This is a genomic window from Devosia sp. Root685 (assembly GCF_001427875.1).
GTDB lineage: Bacteria > Pseudomonadota > Alphaproteobacteria > Rhizobiales > Devosiaceae > Devosia.
Window position 1 is genome coordinate 989,085 of record NZ_LMHK01000002.1, and the last position, 19,141, is coordinate 1,008,225.

The 19,141-nt window shown below is 62.3% G+C and carries 16 protein-coding genes; 3 read left to right on the forward strand and 13 right to left on the reverse strand.

Annotated features, from left to right (window positions below):
* Positions 1 to 217 precede the first annotated feature (217 nt).
* Both ASD83_RS13070 and ASD83_RS13075 read left to right on the forward strand, forming a co-directional pair.
* Positions 218 to 1,807, forward strand: a complete 1,590-nt coding sequence (locus tag ASD83_RS13070; RefSeq protein WP_056311516.1) for a hypothetical protein — start codon at positions 218 to 220, stop codon at positions 1,805 to 1,807.
* Positions 1,794 to 2,432 (forward strand): ATP-binding cassette domain-containing protein, encoded by a 639-nt coding sequence (locus ASD83_RS13075; protein WP_056311518.1) that lies wholly within the window; start codon positions 1,794 to 1,796, stop codon positions 2,430 to 2,432. Before ASD83_RS13070 ends, ASD83_RS13075 begins: the two co-directional genes overlap by 14 nt.
* Here ASD83_RS13075 and ASD83_RS13080 read toward each other — a convergent pair whose 3' ends face one another.
* Both ASD83_RS13080 and ASD83_RS13085 read right to left on the reverse strand, forming a co-directional pair.
* Positions 2,433 to 4,454 (reverse strand): hypothetical protein, encoded by a 2,022-nt coding sequence (locus ASD83_RS13080; protein ID WP_056311520.1) that lies wholly within the window; start codon positions 4,452 to 4,454, stop codon positions 2,433 to 2,435.
* Between the two features lie 48 nt (positions 4,455 to 4,502).
* Complete coding sequence (locus ASD83_RS13085) at positions 4,503 to 5,792, reverse strand: adenylosuccinate synthase (protein WP_056311522.1); 1,290 nt, start codon at positions 5,790 to 5,792, stop codon at positions 4,503 to 4,505.
* 179 nt (positions 5,793 to 5,971) lie between these two features.
* Here ASD83_RS13085 and ASD83_RS13090 point away from each other — a divergent pair, with 179 nt between their 5' ends.
* Positions 5,972 to 6,925 (forward strand): DMT family transporter, encoded by a 954-nt coding sequence (locus tag ASD83_RS13090; RefSeq protein ID WP_056311524.1) that lies wholly within the window; start codon positions 5,972 to 5,974, stop codon positions 6,923 to 6,925.
* A 46-nt stretch (positions 6,926 to 6,971) separates the two neighbouring features.
* Here the strand turns inward: ASD83_RS13090 and ASD83_RS13095 are convergent, their stop codons facing one another.
* From ASD83_RS13095 to ASD83_RS13145, 11 genes are all read right to left on the reverse strand, one after another.
* Complete coding sequence (locus tag ASD83_RS13095) at positions 6,972 to 7,901, reverse strand: aldo/keto reductase (protein ID WP_056311526.1); 930 nt, start codon at positions 7,899 to 7,901, stop codon at positions 6,972 to 6,974.
* Between the two features lie 129 nt (positions 7,902 to 8,030).
* Positions 8,031 to 9,614 carry a phosphoglycerate dehydrogenase gene (serA, locus tag ASD83_RS13100; protein ID WP_056311528.1) on the reverse strand — a complete coding sequence of 528 codons (1,584 nt, stop codon included), beginning with the start codon at positions 9,612 to 9,614 and terminating at the stop codon, positions 8,031 to 8,033.
* A gap of 158 nt (positions 9,615 to 9,772) precedes the next feature.
* Positions 9,773 to 10,954, reverse strand: coding sequence for a phosphoserine transaminase (locus ASD83_RS13105; RefSeq protein ID WP_056311530.1), 1,182 nt, complete (start codon positions 10,952 to 10,954; stop codon positions 9,773 to 9,775).
* Between the two features lie 976 nt (positions 10,955 to 11,930).
* On the reverse strand, positions 11,931 to 12,644 hold the full coding sequence (locus ASD83_RS13110) for an LrgB family protein (RefSeq protein ID WP_056311532.1): 714 nt from the start codon (positions 12,642 to 12,644) through the stop codon (positions 11,931 to 11,933).
* Positions 12,641 to 13,039: a CidA/LrgA family protein gene (locus ASD83_RS13115; protein ID WP_056311534.1), complete on the reverse strand. Its 399-nt coding sequence runs from the start codon at positions 13,037 to 13,039 to the stop codon at positions 12,641 to 12,643. Before ASD83_RS13115 ends, ASD83_RS13110 begins: the two co-directional genes overlap by 4 nt.
* Before the next feature lie 5 nt (positions 13,040 to 13,044).
* Entirely contained in the window at positions 13,045 to 14,301 is a 1,257-nt protein-coding gene (locus tag ASD83_RS13120; protein WP_056311536.1) for a metal-dependent hydrolase family protein, read from the reverse strand.
* Positions 14,302 to 14,310: 9 nt separating this feature from the next.
* Positions 14,311 to 15,285: an ABC transporter ATP-binding protein gene (locus tag ASD83_RS13125; protein WP_056312424.1), complete on the reverse strand. Its 975-nt coding sequence runs from the start codon at positions 15,283 to 15,285 to the stop codon at positions 14,311 to 14,313.
* Positions 15,275 to 16,279 (reverse strand): ABC transporter ATP-binding protein, encoded by a 1,005-nt coding sequence (locus ASD83_RS13130; RefSeq protein WP_056311539.1) that lies wholly within the window; start codon positions 16,277 to 16,279, stop codon positions 15,275 to 15,277. The genes ASD83_RS13125 and ASD83_RS13130 overlap by 11 nt, the downstream gene beginning before the upstream one ends.
* A 54-nt stretch (positions 16,280 to 16,333) precedes the next feature.
* Positions 16,334 to 17,278 carry a succinylglutamate desuccinylase/aspartoacylase family protein gene (locus ASD83_RS13135; protein ID WP_056311542.1) on the reverse strand — a complete coding sequence of 315 codons (945 nt, stop codon included), beginning with the start codon at positions 17,276 to 17,278 and terminating at the stop codon, positions 16,334 to 16,336.
* A gap of 16 nt (positions 17,279 to 17,294) precedes the next feature.
* Positions 17,295 to 18,155 (reverse strand): ABC transporter permease, encoded by an 861-nt coding sequence (locus ASD83_RS13140; protein ID WP_244489166.1) that lies wholly within the window; start codon positions 18,153 to 18,155, stop codon positions 17,295 to 17,297.
* The gene (locus ASD83_RS13145; protein WP_056311544.1) at positions 18,155 to 19,135 is read right to left on the reverse strand and encodes an ABC transporter permease; all 981 of its coding nucleotides are present in this window, start codon (positions 19,133 to 19,135) and stop codon (positions 18,155 to 18,157) included. The genes ASD83_RS13140 and ASD83_RS13145 overlap by 1 nt, the downstream gene beginning before the upstream one ends.
* Positions 19,136 to 19,141: the final 6 nt, after the last annotated feature.

The window sequence follows — 19,141 nt, forward strand, 5'->3', positions numbered from 1 at the left end:
GTACACGGCCAACACCCCCTCCCACCCTCCCCCATCAAGGGGGAGGTGCAGGCCGGTGGATGCGGCTTGATTGTGCGACATACTCGATGCAACACCTCCCCCTTGATGGGGGAGGATGGGAGGGGGTGACGGCAAGCACGGCACCGTTGTGGCTCCCGTCCCCCTCTCCAACTCTCCCCGCAAGGGGGAGGGTGCCGGCTGGAGCATGGGGCGAAAAATGCTGACACTTCCGCCGCGCCCTGCCCGCATCGCCATTTCGAGCCTCCTCGCTATCGCCATTGCCGGGCTGATTGCGGCCGTGCTCTGGGCCATCCTCGAAGCCGCGACCGAGCCGAGTTCGGCCTCGCGTATCGATATTCCGCATCTCCTGCGCATGACCGCCATTCAGGCGGGGCTGACAATGGTGCTCTCGCTTGCCGTCGGCATGGCGCTCGCCTGGGCGCTGAACCGTTTGCGTTTTCCGGGGCGCGATCTCGTCGTCGGGCTTTTTGCTGCCGCCATCGTCACGCCCGGCATGGTGGTCGCTTTTGGACTTCTGTCGATCTGGGGGCGCAATGGCTGGATCAATCAGGCGAGTGAGGCGCTGTTTGGCTTCTCGCTCGGCAATCCGGCCTTTGGGCTTTCGGGCATTCTTCTCGCTCATGTCATTCTCGATGGTGCCTTTGCCGCCCGCATTCTGTTGGCCCGGCTCGATGCCATTCCGGCAACGCGGTTGAAGGTCGGGCAATCGCTGGCCCTATCCGCGACGCAGCGTTTTGCCCTGATCGATTGGCCGGCGATGCGCTCGAGCTTGCCGGGGCTCGGCGCCATCATTTTTCTTCTCGCGTTCACCAGTTTTCCCATCGTGCTGCTGCTCGGCGGCGGTCCGGCCAACCAGACGCTGGAAGTCGCCATCTATTCAGCCGTGCGGCTTGATTTCGACCTCGCCGGTGCGGTGCGGCTGGCGCTGACCCAGATTGCCGTCTGCGCCGTCGTCATCCTTCTCGCCTCGGCCAGCACGCCCGTTGTCAGCGTGCATGGCCGTTCGGTCGCGCCGCGCTGGCGCGATGCACTGCCGGCGCAGGCGCTGCAATGGCTGGTGCTGTTGCTCGCAACAGTGGGTTTTGCCCTGCCCCTCCTCTCGGTACTGATCGATGGGATTGTTTCCGGTTTTGGCCGGGTGCTGGCGCAGCCGACATTCTGGTGGTCCCTAGCAACCAGTGTCGTCATCGGTAGCGCTTCGGCTGTCCTGACGCTGCTCCTCGCACTGGCTCTGACGCTGGGACGTGCGGCGAGCGGCGAGCGGCCGGTGCGCATTCTGCTCGGCACACCGAGCTTTGCCTATCTTGCGGTGCCGGCCGTCGTGCTCTCGCTCGGTTTTTTCCTCATCGTGCGCAATCTTGGCGTCGCCACGGCACAGGCGGCGCCCGTCGTCGTCATTATTGCCAATAGCCTCCTCGCCCTGCCCTTTGCCGTCGCGACATTGGGACCGCCACTCGACGCCATGGTGCGGGCGCGCGGCAAGCTGATACGCTCGCTTGGGCTCTCGGGCTGGCAGCAATTCTGGAAAGTGGAGTATCCGCTCCTTGGAAAGGATATCGGGCTCATGCTGGCCCTCGCCTTCTGCTTCTCGCTCGGCGATCTCGGCGTTATCGCCCTCTTTGGTACGCAGGATTTCCAGACCCTGCCGCTGATGATGTTCCGCGCCCTGGGCGCCTATCGCAGCAATGACGCCGCTGCCATCGCCGCCATTTTGCTGATCGGCACCATCCTCGCCTTTGTCGGCCTGCCGCGTCTCTTTGAAAGGATCGCCCATGCTTCGCGCTGAGCACCTCGCCTTTGCCTATGGAAAAGAGGCACAGACCTATGATTTCTCATTCGAGGCTGAGGCCGGCGCCGTGACTGCTATTTCCGGGGCCAGTGGTTCGGGAAAATCGACGCTGCTCGATCTCATCGCCGGGTTTTTGGCCCCGAAGAGCGGCACACTGGCGCTTGATGGCGCCAATCTGCTGCCGCTGCCGCCCGAGACGCGGCCGCTCTCGCTGCTGCTGCAATCGGACAATCTTTTCGACCATCTGAGCGCGCATGAAAACGTCGCGCTCGGCCTGCCCAAGGGTGTGGCCAAAATAGAGGGCCGGCGGCGGGTCGAAGAGGTTTTGCAGCGCGTCGGGCTTGATGGCCTTGCTCACCAGACGGCGGCAACGCTATCCGGCGGTCAGAAGCAGCGCGTGGCGCTGGCCCGTACGCTGTTGCGCGACCGCGCCATTCTGTTGCTGGATGAACCTTTTTCCGCGCTCGACGATGAAACGCGGCAGGTCATTAGGGCGCTGGTGGGCGAACTGACGCGCAGCGAAGGTTGGCACACTATTCTCGTCAGTCACCATGAGGACGATATCGCGGCGCTGGCGACGCGCCGCTATCGCCTGGCGGAAGGCCGGCTCACGCCGGCCTGATCACGTTGCCCAGGCAGCAAACACTTCGTTGAACAGCGCCTGCGCATCGGAATCCTTTTCGAGCGTCAGGATGGCATTGCGGCCGGTGCCATAGACAAGGGCGAGGTCGAGCCAGCGACGCGACTCCAGGAGCCGCGAATTGTTGGTCTGGTCATCGGGCGACGCCGACAGCGCAAAGAGGAAGCTATTGCCCATGACGCGGGCCGAGGCGCCGACCAGCGGCGTGCCCGGCACAAGTTCCTCATTCTTGAGCAACACACCCGGCAGGCTCGAAATCGCGCCGCCGACAAAGGTGTCGTTGACGTCGAAATTGATTTCCATCAGATGGCTGGCCGGCAGGCTCGGATCGCCATTCTTGCGGATGGTCACCGAGACATTGAGATTGCGCGCCGGAATACTGGCCTTGCCGATCAGGGTGGGCAGGCCCAGTTCATCCTCGCCCTTGGTCCAATCGACCGTGCCCGAGAAGGGCACGGCGCCGGTGCGGCCATCGGACGAAGCCTCGAGCAGCAGCGACTGGCTGCCGGCGAGAACCGCGGGATCGACGCTATTGGCCGGGTCGTTGGCCGCCGCAATGCTGGTATCGGCGCCCGAAAGGCGCTCCTCGGTCTTGTTCTCGCCGCCATTGATCGAGGGCAGCACTGTCTCATTGCCGCTGGGCGTCACCGTATCCGGCGTCGGCTCCAGCCGGTCGTCCGTATCGATGCCCTGCATGGCCGTGGTCGGCTCGCTCGGCGTAGTGGTTGCGGTATTACCCGGGCCAGTGGTGGTATCGGGCGCGGCGGGCGCATCGAGCGTCGGCGCTGTCGGCTGCGGCGTTCCGGTCGTCTCGGTTGCCGCCGTTTCGGTGCGCCCGAACATCTGGTCGAGATCGACATAGCCTTCGCGCCAGGCCCAAAAGCCCGCGCCACCGGCGCCGACCAGGAGGAGCGCGAAGACGATCAGGAAAATCGTCATACCCGCGCCGGAACGCCGTTCGCCGTTCGCTGGATCGAAAGCGCTGGGATCGGCGTTTTCGTCCGCGAGACTGTCTTCAAGCGGCGCCCGGGTTTCCTGCACGGGCAGCATTTCGGTCGGCTCGCCGCGCGCTTCGCGATCGAGCGTCTCGATGGCTCGCTCGATGGCGCCTTCGGCTTCCCGCGTATCGTCCGGCTCGACCTCGACTTCCCTAACGCTCGATAGCGCGGTTTCGACCGGCGGTTCGACGACGCTAACCTCGGGCTCGACCATGGTCTGCCGCGCTACGGCAGCGCTTGATCCCATGGACGGCTCGACCCGCGCCATGACGGGCTGCGCAGAAAAGCCGCTATTGGCCGCGGTGCTGACGGCGGCAGCTGCTTCGCGACGCGGCAAAATGCTGGGGCGCTTGAGCGGAACCGGTTCATTGGCACCGGGCGGGACAGCCTCGTCCACCACAACGGGAGCCACAGGCTTGGCAATCGCTTCGTCCTTGACGACGAGCGGGGCGACGACGGGCTGCACCTGTGCGCCGCTGACGCTGGCGGCCTGGCCGATGATCTCTTCGATCGAAAGGGGGCTATCGTCTTCGTCGACCGCTTCGGTCGGCACGACATCGGCGGGTAATTCGTCCGATTCGAGATCGGCTTCCGGCTCGATGACCTGCGGCGCTGGCGGCTCGACGGGCTGGGGTGCTGCGGCCTGAACCGGCTCGGCAACAATCGATTGAGCGTGAACCGCAGGCGTGGGCTGGATTTCTGCTGGTGGTGCCGGCTCGGGCGCGCGCGCGGGCGGCGCGGCGGCAGCAGGCGGGCGCGGCGCAAACAATGCATCGCGCCCGAGACTGATGACGGCTTCGCTGGCTTCCTGTTCGACCTGGCGGATACAATCTTCGAGCTGCAGCCGGTGCTGCGTGATCTCGCGAGCGGGCAGAGGGGGCTGGATAGCCCGCAACTGGCCGACGAGAGCCGCGCGCGCCTTTTCGTAAACCGCGCGCCGCGCAGCTCCATTGTTCTCCGGCAGCGCCGAGATCGCTCGGCGCAACAGCTCCTTATAGTCCGCCATAGGCTACTGGGTACTCACAATTGCAGCGACGTCTTTTAGCAAAGATTATCAATCTTGGAACGGGTCAACCACCAAGATGGTATCCGCGCGTTCCGGACTAGTGGACAAAAGCGCGACCGGCGCCCCGATCAGCTCTTCGATATAGCGAACATACTTCACGGCCTGTGCCGGCAACTCGGCCCAGGAGCGCGCTCCGGCCGTCGTTTCCGACCAGCCTTCGAGTGTCTCATAGATCGGCTTAACGCGGGCTTGCGCCCCCATTGAGGCAGGCAAATAATCAATCCGTGATCCATCAAGCTCATAGCCGACGCAGACCTTGATCTCCTTGAGGCCATCAAGGACGTCGAGCTTGGTCAAGGCGATGCCGGTAATGCCCGAGGTTTTGACCGTCTGGCGCACGAGAACCGCATCGAACCAGCCGCAGCGGCGCGGGCGGCCGGTATTGACGCCGACTTCCTTGCCGACCGTTGCCAGATGCCTGCCGACTTCATCATCGAGTTCGCAGGGGAACGGACCTTCGCCGACGCGGGTCGTATAGGCCTTGGTGATCCCCAGCACATAGCCGATCGCCGTGGGCCCGAGGCCCGAACCAGCCGCGGCCTGGCCGGCAACGGTATTGGACGAGGTGACGAAGGGATAAGTGCCGTGGTCATTGTCGAGGAGAGCGCCCTGCGCGCCTTCGAAAAGGATACGCGCGCCAGCCTTGCGCTTGTCGTCAAGCACCTGCCAGACGCGGTCCATGAACGGCAGGATTTCCCCCGCGATGGACGTCAGTTCGTCAAAAATCGTCTGCGCTTCGATCTCTGCAAGACCGATACCGCGGCGCAGCGCATTGTGGTGGCTGAGGAGACGCTCGATCTTGGGCATGAGCGTATCGGGTTCGGAAAGGTCGATGAGGCGGATGGCGCGGCGGCCAACCTTATCTTCATAGGCCGGACCGATGCCGCGGCGCGTCGTGCCGATCTTGAGACCGGAATTGGCGTCTTCGCGGATGCCGTCCAATTCGCGGTGCAGCGACAGGATCAGCGGCGCATTGTCGGCGATACGCAGGATTTCGGGGGTGATCTTGACGCCCTGGCCGCGGAGCTTGGCCATTTCCTGGACGAAATGGTGGGGGTCAACGACCACGCCATTGCCGATGACCGAGAGTTTGCCTTGCACGAGGCCCGAGGGAAGCAGCGCCAGCTTGTAGCTTACCCCATCGATGACCAGTGTATGGCCGGCATTGTGACCGCCATGGAAGCGCACGACGACGTCGGCGCGCTCCGAAAGCCAATCCACGATCTTGCCCTTGCCCTCGTCGCCCCATTGCGAGCCGACGACAACCACATTCGCCATAGTCCAGTCTTCCTTAGCTGAGGCGCGCCGAAGCCCGGCACGACAAAATCGGGCCGGCCCAAAAGCCTGTACCCTTACCCAAGTTGCGGACATCCGTCCTTCCGGCCGCACCCCTTGTCGGGTTTGATTGCAGCCGAATAACTGATAAGTCCGATTGTCCTTACATCACCCAAGCGCCGATGACAAAGCCGCAGACCACTGAAAAGCGCGGCATTTCCGCCGGCATTCTCGATCAGCCCTATCTTTTGCTCGTTCTGGCGCCGCTTTTCTGGGGCGGCAATGTCGTTGCGGCAAAACTGGTGGTGGGCGAAATCAGCCCCTTCCTCCTGCTCGCCTGCCGCTGCGTTCTGGCGACGCTGTTCATTTTGCCCTTTTCATACAGGCACTTGCGGAACGATTGGGCGGAGGTCAAACGCACATGGCCGGTGCTGATGGCCTTCGGCATCGTGGGCTATGCGCTGTTCAACGTCTTTCTCTATATCGGCCTGACCATGACGACCGCCGTCAATTCGGCGATCGAACAGGCCTCGCTACCGATGCTGATTCTCGGTGCAAATTTCCTGTTTTTCCGTGTGCGCTCCAATCTGTTGCAGATTTTTGGCGTGCTGCTGGCAATTTCAGGCGTCATCCTGACCGCGACGCATGGCGATCCGCTGCGGCTCCTGCGCATGGACGTCAATCTCGGCGACGGCTTTGTCATCCTCGCCTGCCTGGCCTATACCGGCTACACGCTGGCGCTGCGCTTCCGGCCAAAAGTGCACATGTTCAGCTTCATGGCCGTGTCGTTTTTCGGCGCGGCGGTGTCAGCAGTGATCATGCTGGCGCTGTTCGGCGGCGGACTGGGTACGGTTACCATCCTCGCCCACGCCTCACCCACCGTCTGGCTGGTGATCGCCTATGTCGCGATTTTCCCCTCCATGTTCAGCCAGGTCGCCTATGCCCGCGGCGTGGAATTGGTCGGCGCCAATCGGGCAGCGCCGAGCCATAATCTCATTCCGGTTTTTGGGACATTGGGCTCGGTGCTAATCCTGGGGGAAAGATTGGAAGGGTATCATTTCATCGCCGCAGGGATCATCATCGCCGGTATTGTGCTGGCGGAGTGGGCGGCGCGGCGGGGGACCCAACCGCAGTAGCCCTCATGGTGAGGGCTACTGGTGGCGGCGGAACGCTGTAGAAACGTTATGGCAGCGTGTGCCCGGCCGTACGGAACAGGCGATACCACTCTTCACGCGTCAGCGGGACGGATGAACCAGCGGCGCATTCCTCGACACGCGATGGTTTTGTGGTGCCGAGGACGACCTGCACATTAGCTGGGTGGCGGGTGATCCAGGCGACTGCAATTCCGGTCGGGGTCACCCCATACTTTGCCGCCAGTTCGTCCATCGCATCGTTAAGCTCTGCATATTCTTCGCGATCGCCGACAAAGACGCCGTCGAAAAAGCCCTTCTGGAAGGGCGACCAGGCCTGTAGCATCATGCCTTTCAGGCGCGAATAATCGAGCAGGCCATTGTCGCGGCTGATCGATTGGTCGAGGCCATTCATATTGGCGGCGACGCCCTGCGCGAAAAGATTGGCATGGGTCACGCTGAGCTGCACCTGATTGAACAGCAGCGGTTGCTTCACCGCGGTTTTCAGCACCTCGATCTGGCCCGGGGTGTGGTTGGACACGCCGAAATGGCGGACTTTGCCGGAGGCGGCGAGCTTGTCAAAAGCCGAAGCGACATCTTCTGGCTCAACGAGTGTATCGGGGCGGTGCAGCAGCAATACGTCGAGATAATCGGTGCGCAGCGCCGCCAGCGATTCATCGACGGTCTGCAAAATGTGCTCGGACGAAAAGTCAAAGTAGCCTTTGCGGATGCCGACCTTGCTCTGAATCAGGATTTTTTCGCGCTCGACAGCCGACAGTGTAATCGCCTCGCCGAACCGCTCCTCGCAACGATGCCGCTTGCCACCATAAATATCGGCATGGTCGAACACGGTGACGCCGGCATCGACAGCGGCGCCGAATAGGGCCTGGATTTCGGCATTGCTCATCTTGGCGATGCGCATGAGGCCGAGCACAACGCTCGACACGGAAAGATCGGTGTGGGGCACCTTGAAGGTCTTCATCGAAACCTCGGATTTTTTGGGATTGGCGCACGGCGGCGCAAGGGAACGCGAGAAGACTAGCGCGGACTGGCCCCAAAAAGAAAGCCCCGCCGGCGAACCGGCGGGGCAATTGTCAATAATTTGTCGCTTTTAGAAGCGAACGGCCTTTGCCTGCTTCACGCCTTCGAGCGCGGCAATCTTGGCCAATTGCTCTTCCGTCAGCGTGCCATCGATGGATACAAGCGCGATAGCATCGCCGCCGACATCGGCACGACCAAGGTTGAAATTGGCAATATTGATACCCAGCGTGCCAAGCAGCGTGCCGAGACGGCCGATATGGCCCGGCTTGTCCTCATTGGTGACATAGAGCATGGACGGCGAGAGCTCGGCTTCCATGTTGATGTCCTTGACCTGGATGATGCGCGACTTGCCATTGGCAAAGATCGTGCCGGCCACCGCGCGGGTCTGGCGCTCGGTGGTAATGGTCAGGCGGATATAGCCTTCATAGGCGCCCTGCTGGTCGCGGGTCGTGGTTTCAACGGTAATGCCGCGATCCTTGGCGATCTGCGGCGCCGAAACCATGTTGATGTCGCCGAGCGAGGGTTTTAGGACGCCATTGATGGCGGCCGCGATCATCGGCTTGATGTTGAGCCCGGCAGGGGTGCCTTCGAACTCGATGTGAATACCCTTGATGCCGGTTTCGGTGAGCTGGCCGGCAAAGGAGCCCAGCGCTTCCGACAGTTTCACCCAGGGGGTGATGATTGGCGCTTCTTCGGCCGAAATCGACGGGAAATTGAGCGCATTGGTGATTTCGCCGGTCATCAGATAGGCCGAAATCTGCTCGGCAACCTGCAGGGCGACGTTCTCCTGGGCTTCGGTGGTCGAGGCGCCGAGATGGGGGGTGCAGATGACGTTGGGCAATTCGAACAGCGGATTGTTCTCGGCGGGTTCAACGAGGAACACATCGAGCGCAGCGCCAGCGACATGGCCCGACTTCAACGCATTATAGAGGGCTTCTTCATCGATCAGACCGCCACGGGCGCAATTGACGATGCGCACACCCTTCTTGGTCTTGCTCAGGTTTTCGGCATTGAGAATATTGCGGGTCGCGTCGATCAGCGGGGTGTGCAGCGTGATGAAATCGGCCCGGGCGAGGAGATCGTCGAGCTCGACCTTTTCGACGCCCATGGTCTGGGCGCGTTCCGGGGTCAGGAACGGGTCGAAGGCAATGACCTTCATACGCAGGCCAATGGCGCGGTCGGCAACGATCGAACCGATATTGCCCGCGCCGATCAGGCCGAGGGTCTTATTGGTGACTTCGACGCCCATGAAGCGGTTCTTTTCCCACTTGCTGGCGCGGGTCGATGCGTCGGCTTCGGGCAGCTGGCGGGCCAGCGCGAACATCATGGCGATGGCGTGTTCGGCGGTCGTGATCGAATTGCCGAAGGGCGTATTCATCACGATGATGCCCTTCTTGGTCGCGGCCGGAATATCGACATTATCGACGCCGATGCCAGCGCGGCCGATGACTTTCAGATTGGTCGCGGCGGCGATGATCTTTTCGGTCACCTTGCTGGCCGAACGGATAGCGAGGCCATCATACTGGCCGATGGCTTCAAGGAATTTTTCCTTGTCCTTGCCGAGATCGGGCAGGTAGTCCACCTCGACGCCGTTGTCCTTAAAAATCTGGACGGCGGTTGGGCTCAGCTTATCCGAAACGAGAACTTTTGGCATTTGAGGGTGGTCCCTGGAATGTGATGTGTGGGATAAGACCCCCACCTGGCCCTCCCCCTGACAGGGGGAGGAATAGCTCCGAGTTTGGCCACTGTTTCCGCGCCAAACTCGATCAGCCCCTCCCCCTCGAGGGGGAGGTTGGGTGGGGGTACTAGAACTTAAGCAGCAACCTTGAGCGCGGCCTTTTCCTGGGCAAAAGCCCAGTCGAGCCACGGCGTCAGAGCCGCAAGATCGGACGCTTCAATCGTCGAGCCGGCCCAGATACGTAGACCCGCCGGAGCGTCCTTGTAGGAGCCGAAATCATAGCCGACGCCGAGCTTGTCGAGGCGGGCAACGATGGCCTTGGCAAACGCCGCCTGCCCCTCATCATCGAGCGCCACAACGTCCGGATCGGTGATCGACAGGCAGACAGAAGTATTGGAGCGCTGATCGGCATTCCTAGCGAGGAAATCGACCCAATCGGTCTTTTCCACCCAATCGGCTAGCACCTTGAAATTGGCATCGGCGCGGGCCTGCATTGCCTTGAGGCCGCCAACCTGCAAACCCCACTGCATGGCGTCGATCGCGTCTTCGATGCAGATCATCGAGACGGTGTTGATCGTTTCGGCCTTAAAAATGCCTTCGATCAGCTTGCCGCCCTTGGTCATGCGGAAAATTTTGGGCAGCGGGCGGGCGGGCTTGAACGTTTCGAGACGCTCAACGGCCCGCGGCGATAGGATCAGAATACCGTGCGCGGCCTCGCCACCCAGCGCCTTCTGCCAGGAGAAGGTGACGACATCGAGCTTGGCGAAATCGAGCTTTTGCGCGAAGGCGGCCGAGGTCGCATCGCAAATGGTCAGACCTTCGCGGTTCGCCGGGATCCAGTCCGCGTCCGGCACGCGCACACCCGAGGTCGTGCCGTTCCAGGTGAACACCACGTCGCGGTTGAAATCGACCTGCTTGAGATCGGGCAATTCGCCATAGGGCGCTTCGAGCACGCGCACATCGGGAAGCTTCAATTGCTTCTGCACATCAGTGACCCAACCGGCGCCGAACGATTCCCAGGCGAGCATATCGACGCCCCGAGCGCCCAGCGCGCTCCAGAGGAACATCTCCACCGCGCCGGTATCGGAAGCGGGCACAATGCCGATGCGATAATCGGCAGGAACTTCAAGCAGTTCGCGAGTCAGGTCGATCGCCTGCTGAATGCGCGCCTTGGCGGGCTTGGCGCGGTGCGAGCGACCGGTCAGCGCGCCAGCAAGCGCTTCAACCGTCCAGCCTGGACGCTTGGCACAAGGACCCGACGAAAAATTTGGGTTAGCCGGTTTTACCGCCGGTGCGGTCAGGGGCGTATCAGCCATCTCAAGCGGCCCTCCCAGGCCTATGCGCCTCGCGTTAGGGCGAGGTGTCCTGAGACCCGAAATACTCCCCGCCCGATTGGCCGTCAATGGGGAATGAGATTGAGATGCTTTGTAGGTAGACACGTAAGATTGGCGACGGGACAATTGCGAAGTGCAAACTGCCAGTCCTTTCAGTCGGTTAACCGAAAATGTGATAACGGAATGCATCTAAGGCATTGAATGCAAACGCTCTGTTCCGGTTTGCCTACCGCAACAAATGCGGCGCTTGAGCTGATCCTAGCCTTCGTCTCGGTACCGCTCGCTTGCTGTTGCGAAAAAGATAGGTGGCCAAGGCTTTCGGCCCAACTTGGCTGCTGGCACGCGTTGAAAGGCGCACCTCGCCGTCGGGATAAATCACAAGCTACTTAGACGGGCACCGTGTGCGCTTCACCACAATCTCGGACTGACCGCCCAAAAAGCGCAACAATTTCAAGGGGCCGTGAACCACAATTCTGGACTGTACTTTACCGCAATCCCGGACTGACGGCGACCCTCCCGTAAAATCAGTAGGTTAACAAGCATAGGGACACCTGAACTCCGAGCGACATCGAGGCGAAGCTCGCCTGCTGCTGATCCCGAGAACTTTCGTCTTAAAAATTTCTGCGTCGCTCGCACTGGTGTAAACTACGGCTGCCAACGGTGCCCCATCACCAGGAAGGGTTGAAGGCGCAAGAATCCTTTTATCCAACAAGCCCAAAAGCACAGGGTCCAAACACCGTGAAGGGCTCAGCTTTGCTAACTTTTCGGAGTATCGAGGGCCCTGAAAGAATCCTCAGAAGGCGGGGTTCGGGACCGAGTGCTACGAGCCGACGCCTGTCGCCCATTTCAGGAATGGGGTGGGCTGCAGACCGGCAGCTTTGCGTCCGCCGTCGGTCTATAGCGGACGATCAGCTTCAGGCAGTGGCGCTAAGCCCAGGCGACAGGACGCTGAGAGGCGCTAGCGGAGTAGCAAAAATCCGGTGAGCAGGATGGCGGTGAATGCGCCATTGAGCGCCATTGCAATACCGGCAAAGGCCCCCGCCATGTCGTTGACCTGCAAGGCCCGCGCCGTGCCGATGCCATGCGAAGCCACTCCGACGGCAAAGCCGCGGGCCGCATAATTCTTCGTCCCCAGCGCATTCATCAGCGGGGTCACGATGATTGCACCCGTCACCCCCGTCAGAATGACGAGCACTGCAGCGAGCGAGGGAATTCCACCCAGGCTCTTTGCCAGTTCCATGGCAATCGGCGCGCTGACCGATTTCGGCGCAATAGATGCCAGAACTTCCGGCGGTGCCCCAAAAATCGCGGCAATCGCCAGCGCGCTGCCCATGGCGGTCACGGAACCGGCGACGAGCGCCACGGCAATCGGCACTATGGAGCGCTTGACCGCCGCCAGGTTGCGATAGAGCGGGACAGCCAGCGACACCGTTGCCGGCCCCAGCAGAAAGTGCACGAACTGCGCGCCCTCGAAATAGGTGGGATAGGACGTGCCGGTCAGCAGCAGCACGGGAATGAGCATGGCCGCGCTGAGCAGCACGCTATTGGCCAGCGGCGAATTGCCTAGCAAAGCGCCGATGCGCAGCGCCAGCACGAAGGCAACCAGGGTGGCGCCGAGCCAGGTCAGCGGCGAGGTGGCAAGATAGACCCAGATTTCGCTGAAACCGCTCATCGCGACATCCACCGCTCGGTGAGGATGAAAGCGCCCACGGTGACCACCAGCGTCAGCGCCGTCGACGCGACAACCGCCAGCAATAGCGGCCCGCCCCAGGCCCGGATCAATTCGCCATTCTGCATGATGCCGACTGCCGAGGGCACGAAGAGCAGCGACAGGATACCCAGCAAGCCATCCGCCGATGCGATCACGGGCCTTGCCCGATCGCCCATAAGCGCCAGCAACCCCACCAGTAGCAACATGCCGATAACCGGCCCCGGAAAGGCAAAGGCCGGCACGAGCAACCGCAGGATTTGCACTAGCGTCTCGCCGGCCAGCTGACAGAGGATCAACAGGGCAAAGCCCGCCACCCAATCGGCTGGACGCAGCGGCTTGGCGACCACGTCAGTCATTTGAACTACCCGTGTTGGAGTGCGCCCTGGTTGAGCGCATTCTTCACGATTCTACCATTGGCCATGATGACGGGCATATGGGCGCCATCGTCTTGCAGCAGCGAGATATCGGACAGCGGATCTCCATCGACCACCAGCAAGTCGGCAAATGCACCCTCAGCGACGACACCCACCTGCCCCTCAAGGCGGCAAAGCTTAGCGCCAATCACGGTCGCGGAACGGATGATTTCCTGCGGCGTCAGCACCTTGGCGAGGAGTTCAAACTCCATGCCGTGATACTTGCGCAGCTGCCCGAGAAGGTCGGAGCCGAAGGCCATGGGCAGACCGGCATCGCGCATGATTTCGAGCGAGCGCAGGCCGCCACTGCGGACCACCTCGATTTTCGCGGATTCGGCGGCGCCGAGGCCGAGGGCTTCGCCTTCGAGCGCCAGCGCATCATAGGCGACAAGGGTGGGGACGGCGATGCAGCCCTTTTCGGCTGCCTTTTTAGCGGTGTCGGGCTCAATCAGGTTGCAGTGTTCGAGCGAGTGGACGCCGAGTTCTACGCAGCGAGCAATGGACTTATCGGTATAGACATGCGCGGCGACATAGAGGCCAGCATTCTCCGCCTCTTCCACCATGGCGCTAATTTCGTCGCGCGAATACTGGATCGAGTGGATCGGATCATTGGGCGAGGACACGCCGCCATTGGCCATGACCTTGATGAAGTTGGCGCCTTCCTTGATCATGGTGCGGCAGGCGGCGCGGACATTGTCGACGCCATCGACGATGAGGCCCATGGAGCCCAAGCGGTCGGAGAATAGACCGGGACGGTCATCGGTGCGCTGGCGCAGGTCGGCGTGGCCGCCGGTGGTAGTCAGGCCCTTGCCGCAGATGACGAGACGGGGACCGATGAGAAGGCCTTCATTGACAGCGCGGACGAGACCGTAATCAGCACCACCCAGATCGCGCAGGGTCGTGAAACCACGCCGCAGCGCTTCTTCCATCACCCGCGCCGAGCGCAGGGCGGCAAGCGAAGCCGGGGCGATCATATTGGCCCAGAGGTCGAGCGTTTCGGCAACGACATGGACGTGGCAATCGATGAGGCCGGGCATGATGGTCCTGCCCGCAAGATTGATCACTTCCACGCCGTCCGGCCGCGCAAGGTCGGTGCCGATGGCGGCGATGCGCTGGTCGGTGACGAGGACCTCAAGACCCTGCCGCAGGATGCCGGCTTCCGCGTCGAGGACATTACCGCCGGTGAAAAGAAAAGACGTGGTCATGAGAGCAACTCAACGGTTGTGACAGGCGACAAGGCGCCCATCGTCGCGGGCAGTCAGGGCCGGTTCGGTGGTCTTGCAGACGGCGGTGACGAGCGGGCAGCGCGTGTGGAACGGGCAGCCGCTCGGCTTCTTCGTCGCGCTCGGGATGTCGTCATTGGTGGCGCTAAAACTGTGGCGCTTGCGCGGATCGCGCGAGGGCGCCGAGCGCATCAAGAGTTCGGTATAGGGATGGCCCGGCTCGGCAAAGATGCGGGTCTTGGGGGCGATCTCGACGATCTTGCCCAGATACATGACGGCGACGCGATGGGAGATGAATTCGACGACGCCGAGGTCGTGCGAAATTGAGAGATAGGAGACGCCGAGATCGCGCTGCAGGTCGCTGAGGAGATTGAGGATCTGCGCCTGCACCGACACGTCGAGCGCCGAAACCGGTTCGTCGCAGACGATGACGTCGGGATTGAGGGCCAGGGCGCGGGCAATGCCGATGCGCTGGCGCTGGCCACCGGAAAACTGGTGGGCAAAATTGTCGGCCTGATCGGGTCGCAGGCCGACGCGTTCCATCAATTCGGCGACGCGTGTTTCCCGCTCGGCCGGGGTGCCGACCTTATGGATATCGAGCGGGGCGCGGATGATGTCTTTTACCCGCTGGCGCGGGTTGAGGGAGGAGAAGGGGTCCTGGAAGACGATCTGCATGCGCCGGCGATAGCTTTTAAGCGCCGCGCGATTGAAGCCGCGGATTTCCTGGCCGTCGAACTGCACGCGGCCGCCGGTCGGCTTGACGAGGCCCATGAGCGCAAGGCCGGTGGTCGACTTGCCGCAGCCGCTTTCGCCGACAAGGCTGAGGGTTTCGCCGCGATTGAGCGAAAAGCTGACGCCATCGACGGCTTTTACGGCGCCAACCTGACGCTGGAGCACGCCGGCGCGAATGGGGAAATGGACTTCGAGGTTTTCGACCGAAAGCAAGGGGGTGCGATCAGGCTGCATCATCGTGCTCCCAGCAGGCGGCCCAGTGTCCGGGGCGTTTTTCTTCGAATGGCGGGCGCTCTTTGAGGCAGCGCGCCGAGGCGTTGGCGCAGCGCGGGGCGAAGGCGCAGCCCTTGGGCAGGTTCCAGAGCGGGGGAACGGTGCCTGGAATATCGGCCAGGCGATCGCCGGCTTCGCTCGACGCGCCGGCACCGGGGACGGCGCCCATGAGGCCGATCGTATAGGGGTGGAAGGGGCGATCAAAGAGGTCGAAAATGCTCGCTTCTTCGACCTTGCGGCCCGCATACATGACGATGACCCGGTCGGCGACTTCCGAGACGACGCCGAGATCGTGGGTGATGAGGATTTGCGCGGTGCCGAGGCGCTTTTGCAGGTCGGAAATCAGGCCCAGGATTTGCGCCTGAATGGTCACGTCGAGCGCTGTGGTCGGCTCGTCGGCGATGATGATTTTCGGATCGCAGGCAAGTGCAAGAGCGATCATGGCGCGCTGGCGCATGCCGCCCGAGAGTTCGTGCGGAAACTGGGTGGCGCGGCGTTCGGGATCGGGCATCTGTACGAGGCGCAACACATCGACGGCTCGGGCATCGGCTTCGCGGCGGTTGCACTTGCGGTGCTGGCGGACGGATTCGGCGATCTGTTCACCGATACGTAGCACGGGATTGAGCGCGGTGAGCGGCTCCTGGAAGATCATAGCAATCTTCTCGCCACGGAAATCTTCAACCTGCCGCTGATCCATGGCGAGGAAATCCTGGCCATCGATCAGAACCTTGCCGCCGGCAATGCTGGCCGCTTCCGGCAGGAGCCGGAGCAGAGAGAGCGCGGTCATGGATTTGCCGCACCCGCTTTCTCCGACAATGCAGAGGGTCTCCCCTGCACTGACGGAGAAGCTCATGTCGGAGACGACGGCAAAAGCGCCATTGACGCCCCTGATCTCGATATCGAGATCGGAGACTTGCAGAACCGGGACATGGGTTGCTGTGTTCATTTCGCTCATTGCCGTCGTCTCCAATGCCGGGCTGGTGGGACGCGCCCGGCATGTTTCTGCGTCTCAGTCGGTGGCGCCTTCGAGGTTACCGACCATGAAACCGTAGTCGCCGCTGTGGACGAGATTGCGGGTGAGGTGCTGCATGATCATCACGCCGTTCTCGAACGGGGTCGGGATCTCTTCAAGCACTTCGAACGTGTAGGGGCTGACGACGCGCCCGAGGAGCTGGCCGGCCTTGATGACTTCGCCGTTTGCCGGAGCCAGCGGTTCGAGCCAGCCGCCCTGGGTTGGGCGAATGCCGGCCAGTTCATTGACGACGATCTGCTTGGGATTGGTCCACGGATCGCCCGGAATGGTGCCGATGGTTTTCAGCATATTGAGCACGCCATCGACCGTCTGCTTCACGTAAGGGGTCTGGTCGACGATGCCGCCGCCGAGCTCGATCACGGCAACAGGGATATTGCGGGTGTCGATGGTCACCGACTTGGTGGTGCCGCCGAAGACGGTGCCCTGCTTGTTCTCGACCGGACGGTAGAGGAGCTTGGAACCAAAGGCGCGCGACAGGCGCTCGTCATTCCAGATGTAGACATAGTCGACGGTCGGGCGGTCGGTGCCCGAATGCAGGTCGATATGCACGTCGATGACATTGAGGAATTTTTCGGTCAGCGCATGGGCGAGCTGCTGGGAATAGGTGCCCTTGGGATTGCCCGGGAACTGGCGGTTAAGGTCGACCTTGTCGATGGTAGCAAAGCGCTCGTTGACGGCGAAGGCATAGGGATTGGCGACCGGCAGCAAGAGGATGCGGCCCTTGAGGGGCTGATCCTTGAGGGCGCGGTAGAGATCGAGAATGGCCTGAGAGCCGGTGTTCTCGTTGCCGTGGATGGAGGCGGAAATGCCGATGGTGGGACCATCCTCTTCGCCGACCAGCTCATGGATGAACAGCACCGCATCGCTGCCATCGGCATGCGTCGTAAACTTGGGCCGAAGCTGGTTGATGGATTTGACCATTCGAATATTCCTTTAGTTACTTTGCCTTGGCGGACTTGCCGCCGCCGCGAGAGAGCTGGCGGGGGTCGAGCACATCGCGCAGACCATCGCCGAGTAGATTGAAGCCGAGCACCGTCACCATGATGGTCGCGCCCGAGACGATGGAGAGCCACGGCGCGTCGCGCATGAAGCGGGTGCCATAGGCGAGGGTCCATCCCCAGGTCGGGGCCGGTGGCGGCAGGCCAAAGCCGAGGAAGCTCAGGGCCGATTCCGAGATGATCGCCGTGCCGAGGCCGAGGGAGGCGAGGACGATGATCGGGCCCAAAGCATTGGGCAGGATTTCCCGGAAGATGATGCGGGCGGGGCTGGCGCCGATGGCCTTGGCTGCCTGCACATAGTTCTGTTCACGCAGCACCAGGGTCGTCGAGCGCACGACGCGGGCATATTCGGTCCAGGCGACGACGATGATGGCCAGCGCGACATTCATGATGCCCGGGCCGAGCACCGCGACGATAGCGAGGGCCAGGACGATGGCCGGGAAGCCGAGGAAGATATCGGTGATCCGCATCAGGACCTGATCGACCCAGCCACCAAAGTAGCCCGCGACAAGCCCGACCACCGTGCCGATCACGGCCGAGACCGTCACCGCGATCACGGCGATGGTCAGCGAGATGCGGGCGCCGAAGACGAGGCGGGACCAGAGGTCGCGACCGAAATTGTCGGTGCCGAGGATGTGCTCCATCGTCGGACCGTCGAAGCGGTTGCGCATGTCCATCTGCTCGATGCCATGGGTCGCGACATAGGGCGCGAAAATGGCGAGGAGAATGATGGTCAGCGAGATCAGCGCGCCGACGACGAGCGAAACGTTGGTGAAGGCTTTTGGCAAACGCATGGTCATCAACCCAATCGAATACGCGGGTCGACCGCTGCGTAGAGAAGATCCACCACCAGGTTCACGAGCGCGAAGACGATGGCGAAGGTGAGCACGATGCCCTGGATCAGCGGTAGGTCACGCTGCGAGATCGCGGCGATGGTGAGCTGTCCGAGGCCCGGCCAGGCGAAGATGGACTCGGTGAGTACCGCGCCGCCGAGAAGCGCACCGAAGCGGAGGCCGATGACACTGAGCACGGGGAGGAGTGCATTGCGGAGGGCGTGGCGGATAACGACCCGGCCTTTGCGCAGCCCCTTGGCATAGGCGGTGCGGACGAAATCCTCGCGCAGCACTTCGAGCATGGAGGCACGCACGAGGCGCGAGATGATGGCGGCCGAGTTAGCCGCCAGCGCTAGAGCTGGCAGGGCGATGTGGCCGATGGAATCCCAGAGCACCTGCGGGCGACCTGTGATGGCAGCGAGGAAGGCTTCGGGCAGCGGCACGCCGCGACCGATGGCGGGGAGCCAGCCAAGCTGCACGGCAAAGAGCAGCATCAGCAAAAGACCGAGCCAATAGACCGGCATCGAGACGCCGAGCTGGGCGAAGAGCATCGTCACCGTATCGACCCAAGAGCCCTGGCGGATGGCAGCGAGAACGCCCAGCGTCAGGCCGATCAGGGTAGCAAGGATCAGGGCAACGACGGCGAGCTCGATGGTCGCGCCGAGACGACCGAGGATGATCTCGGAGACCGGCTGGTTCTGGAAGATCGAGCGGCCCATATCGCCTTGCAGGAGGGCAGCAAAATAGTCCCAGAGGCGGATGTACCAGGGGTCATTCAGACCCAGCGTATTGCGCAGGGTTTCGATAGCTTCAGGCGTCGCATCCTGGCCGAGCAGAACCGCGGCCGGATCGCCCGGAATGATGAGCAAGAGGCCAAAGGTGACCACCACCATGCCGATGGCCATGGGGATGAGCAGCAGGAGCCGGCGGATGACATAGGCTACCATTGGCTT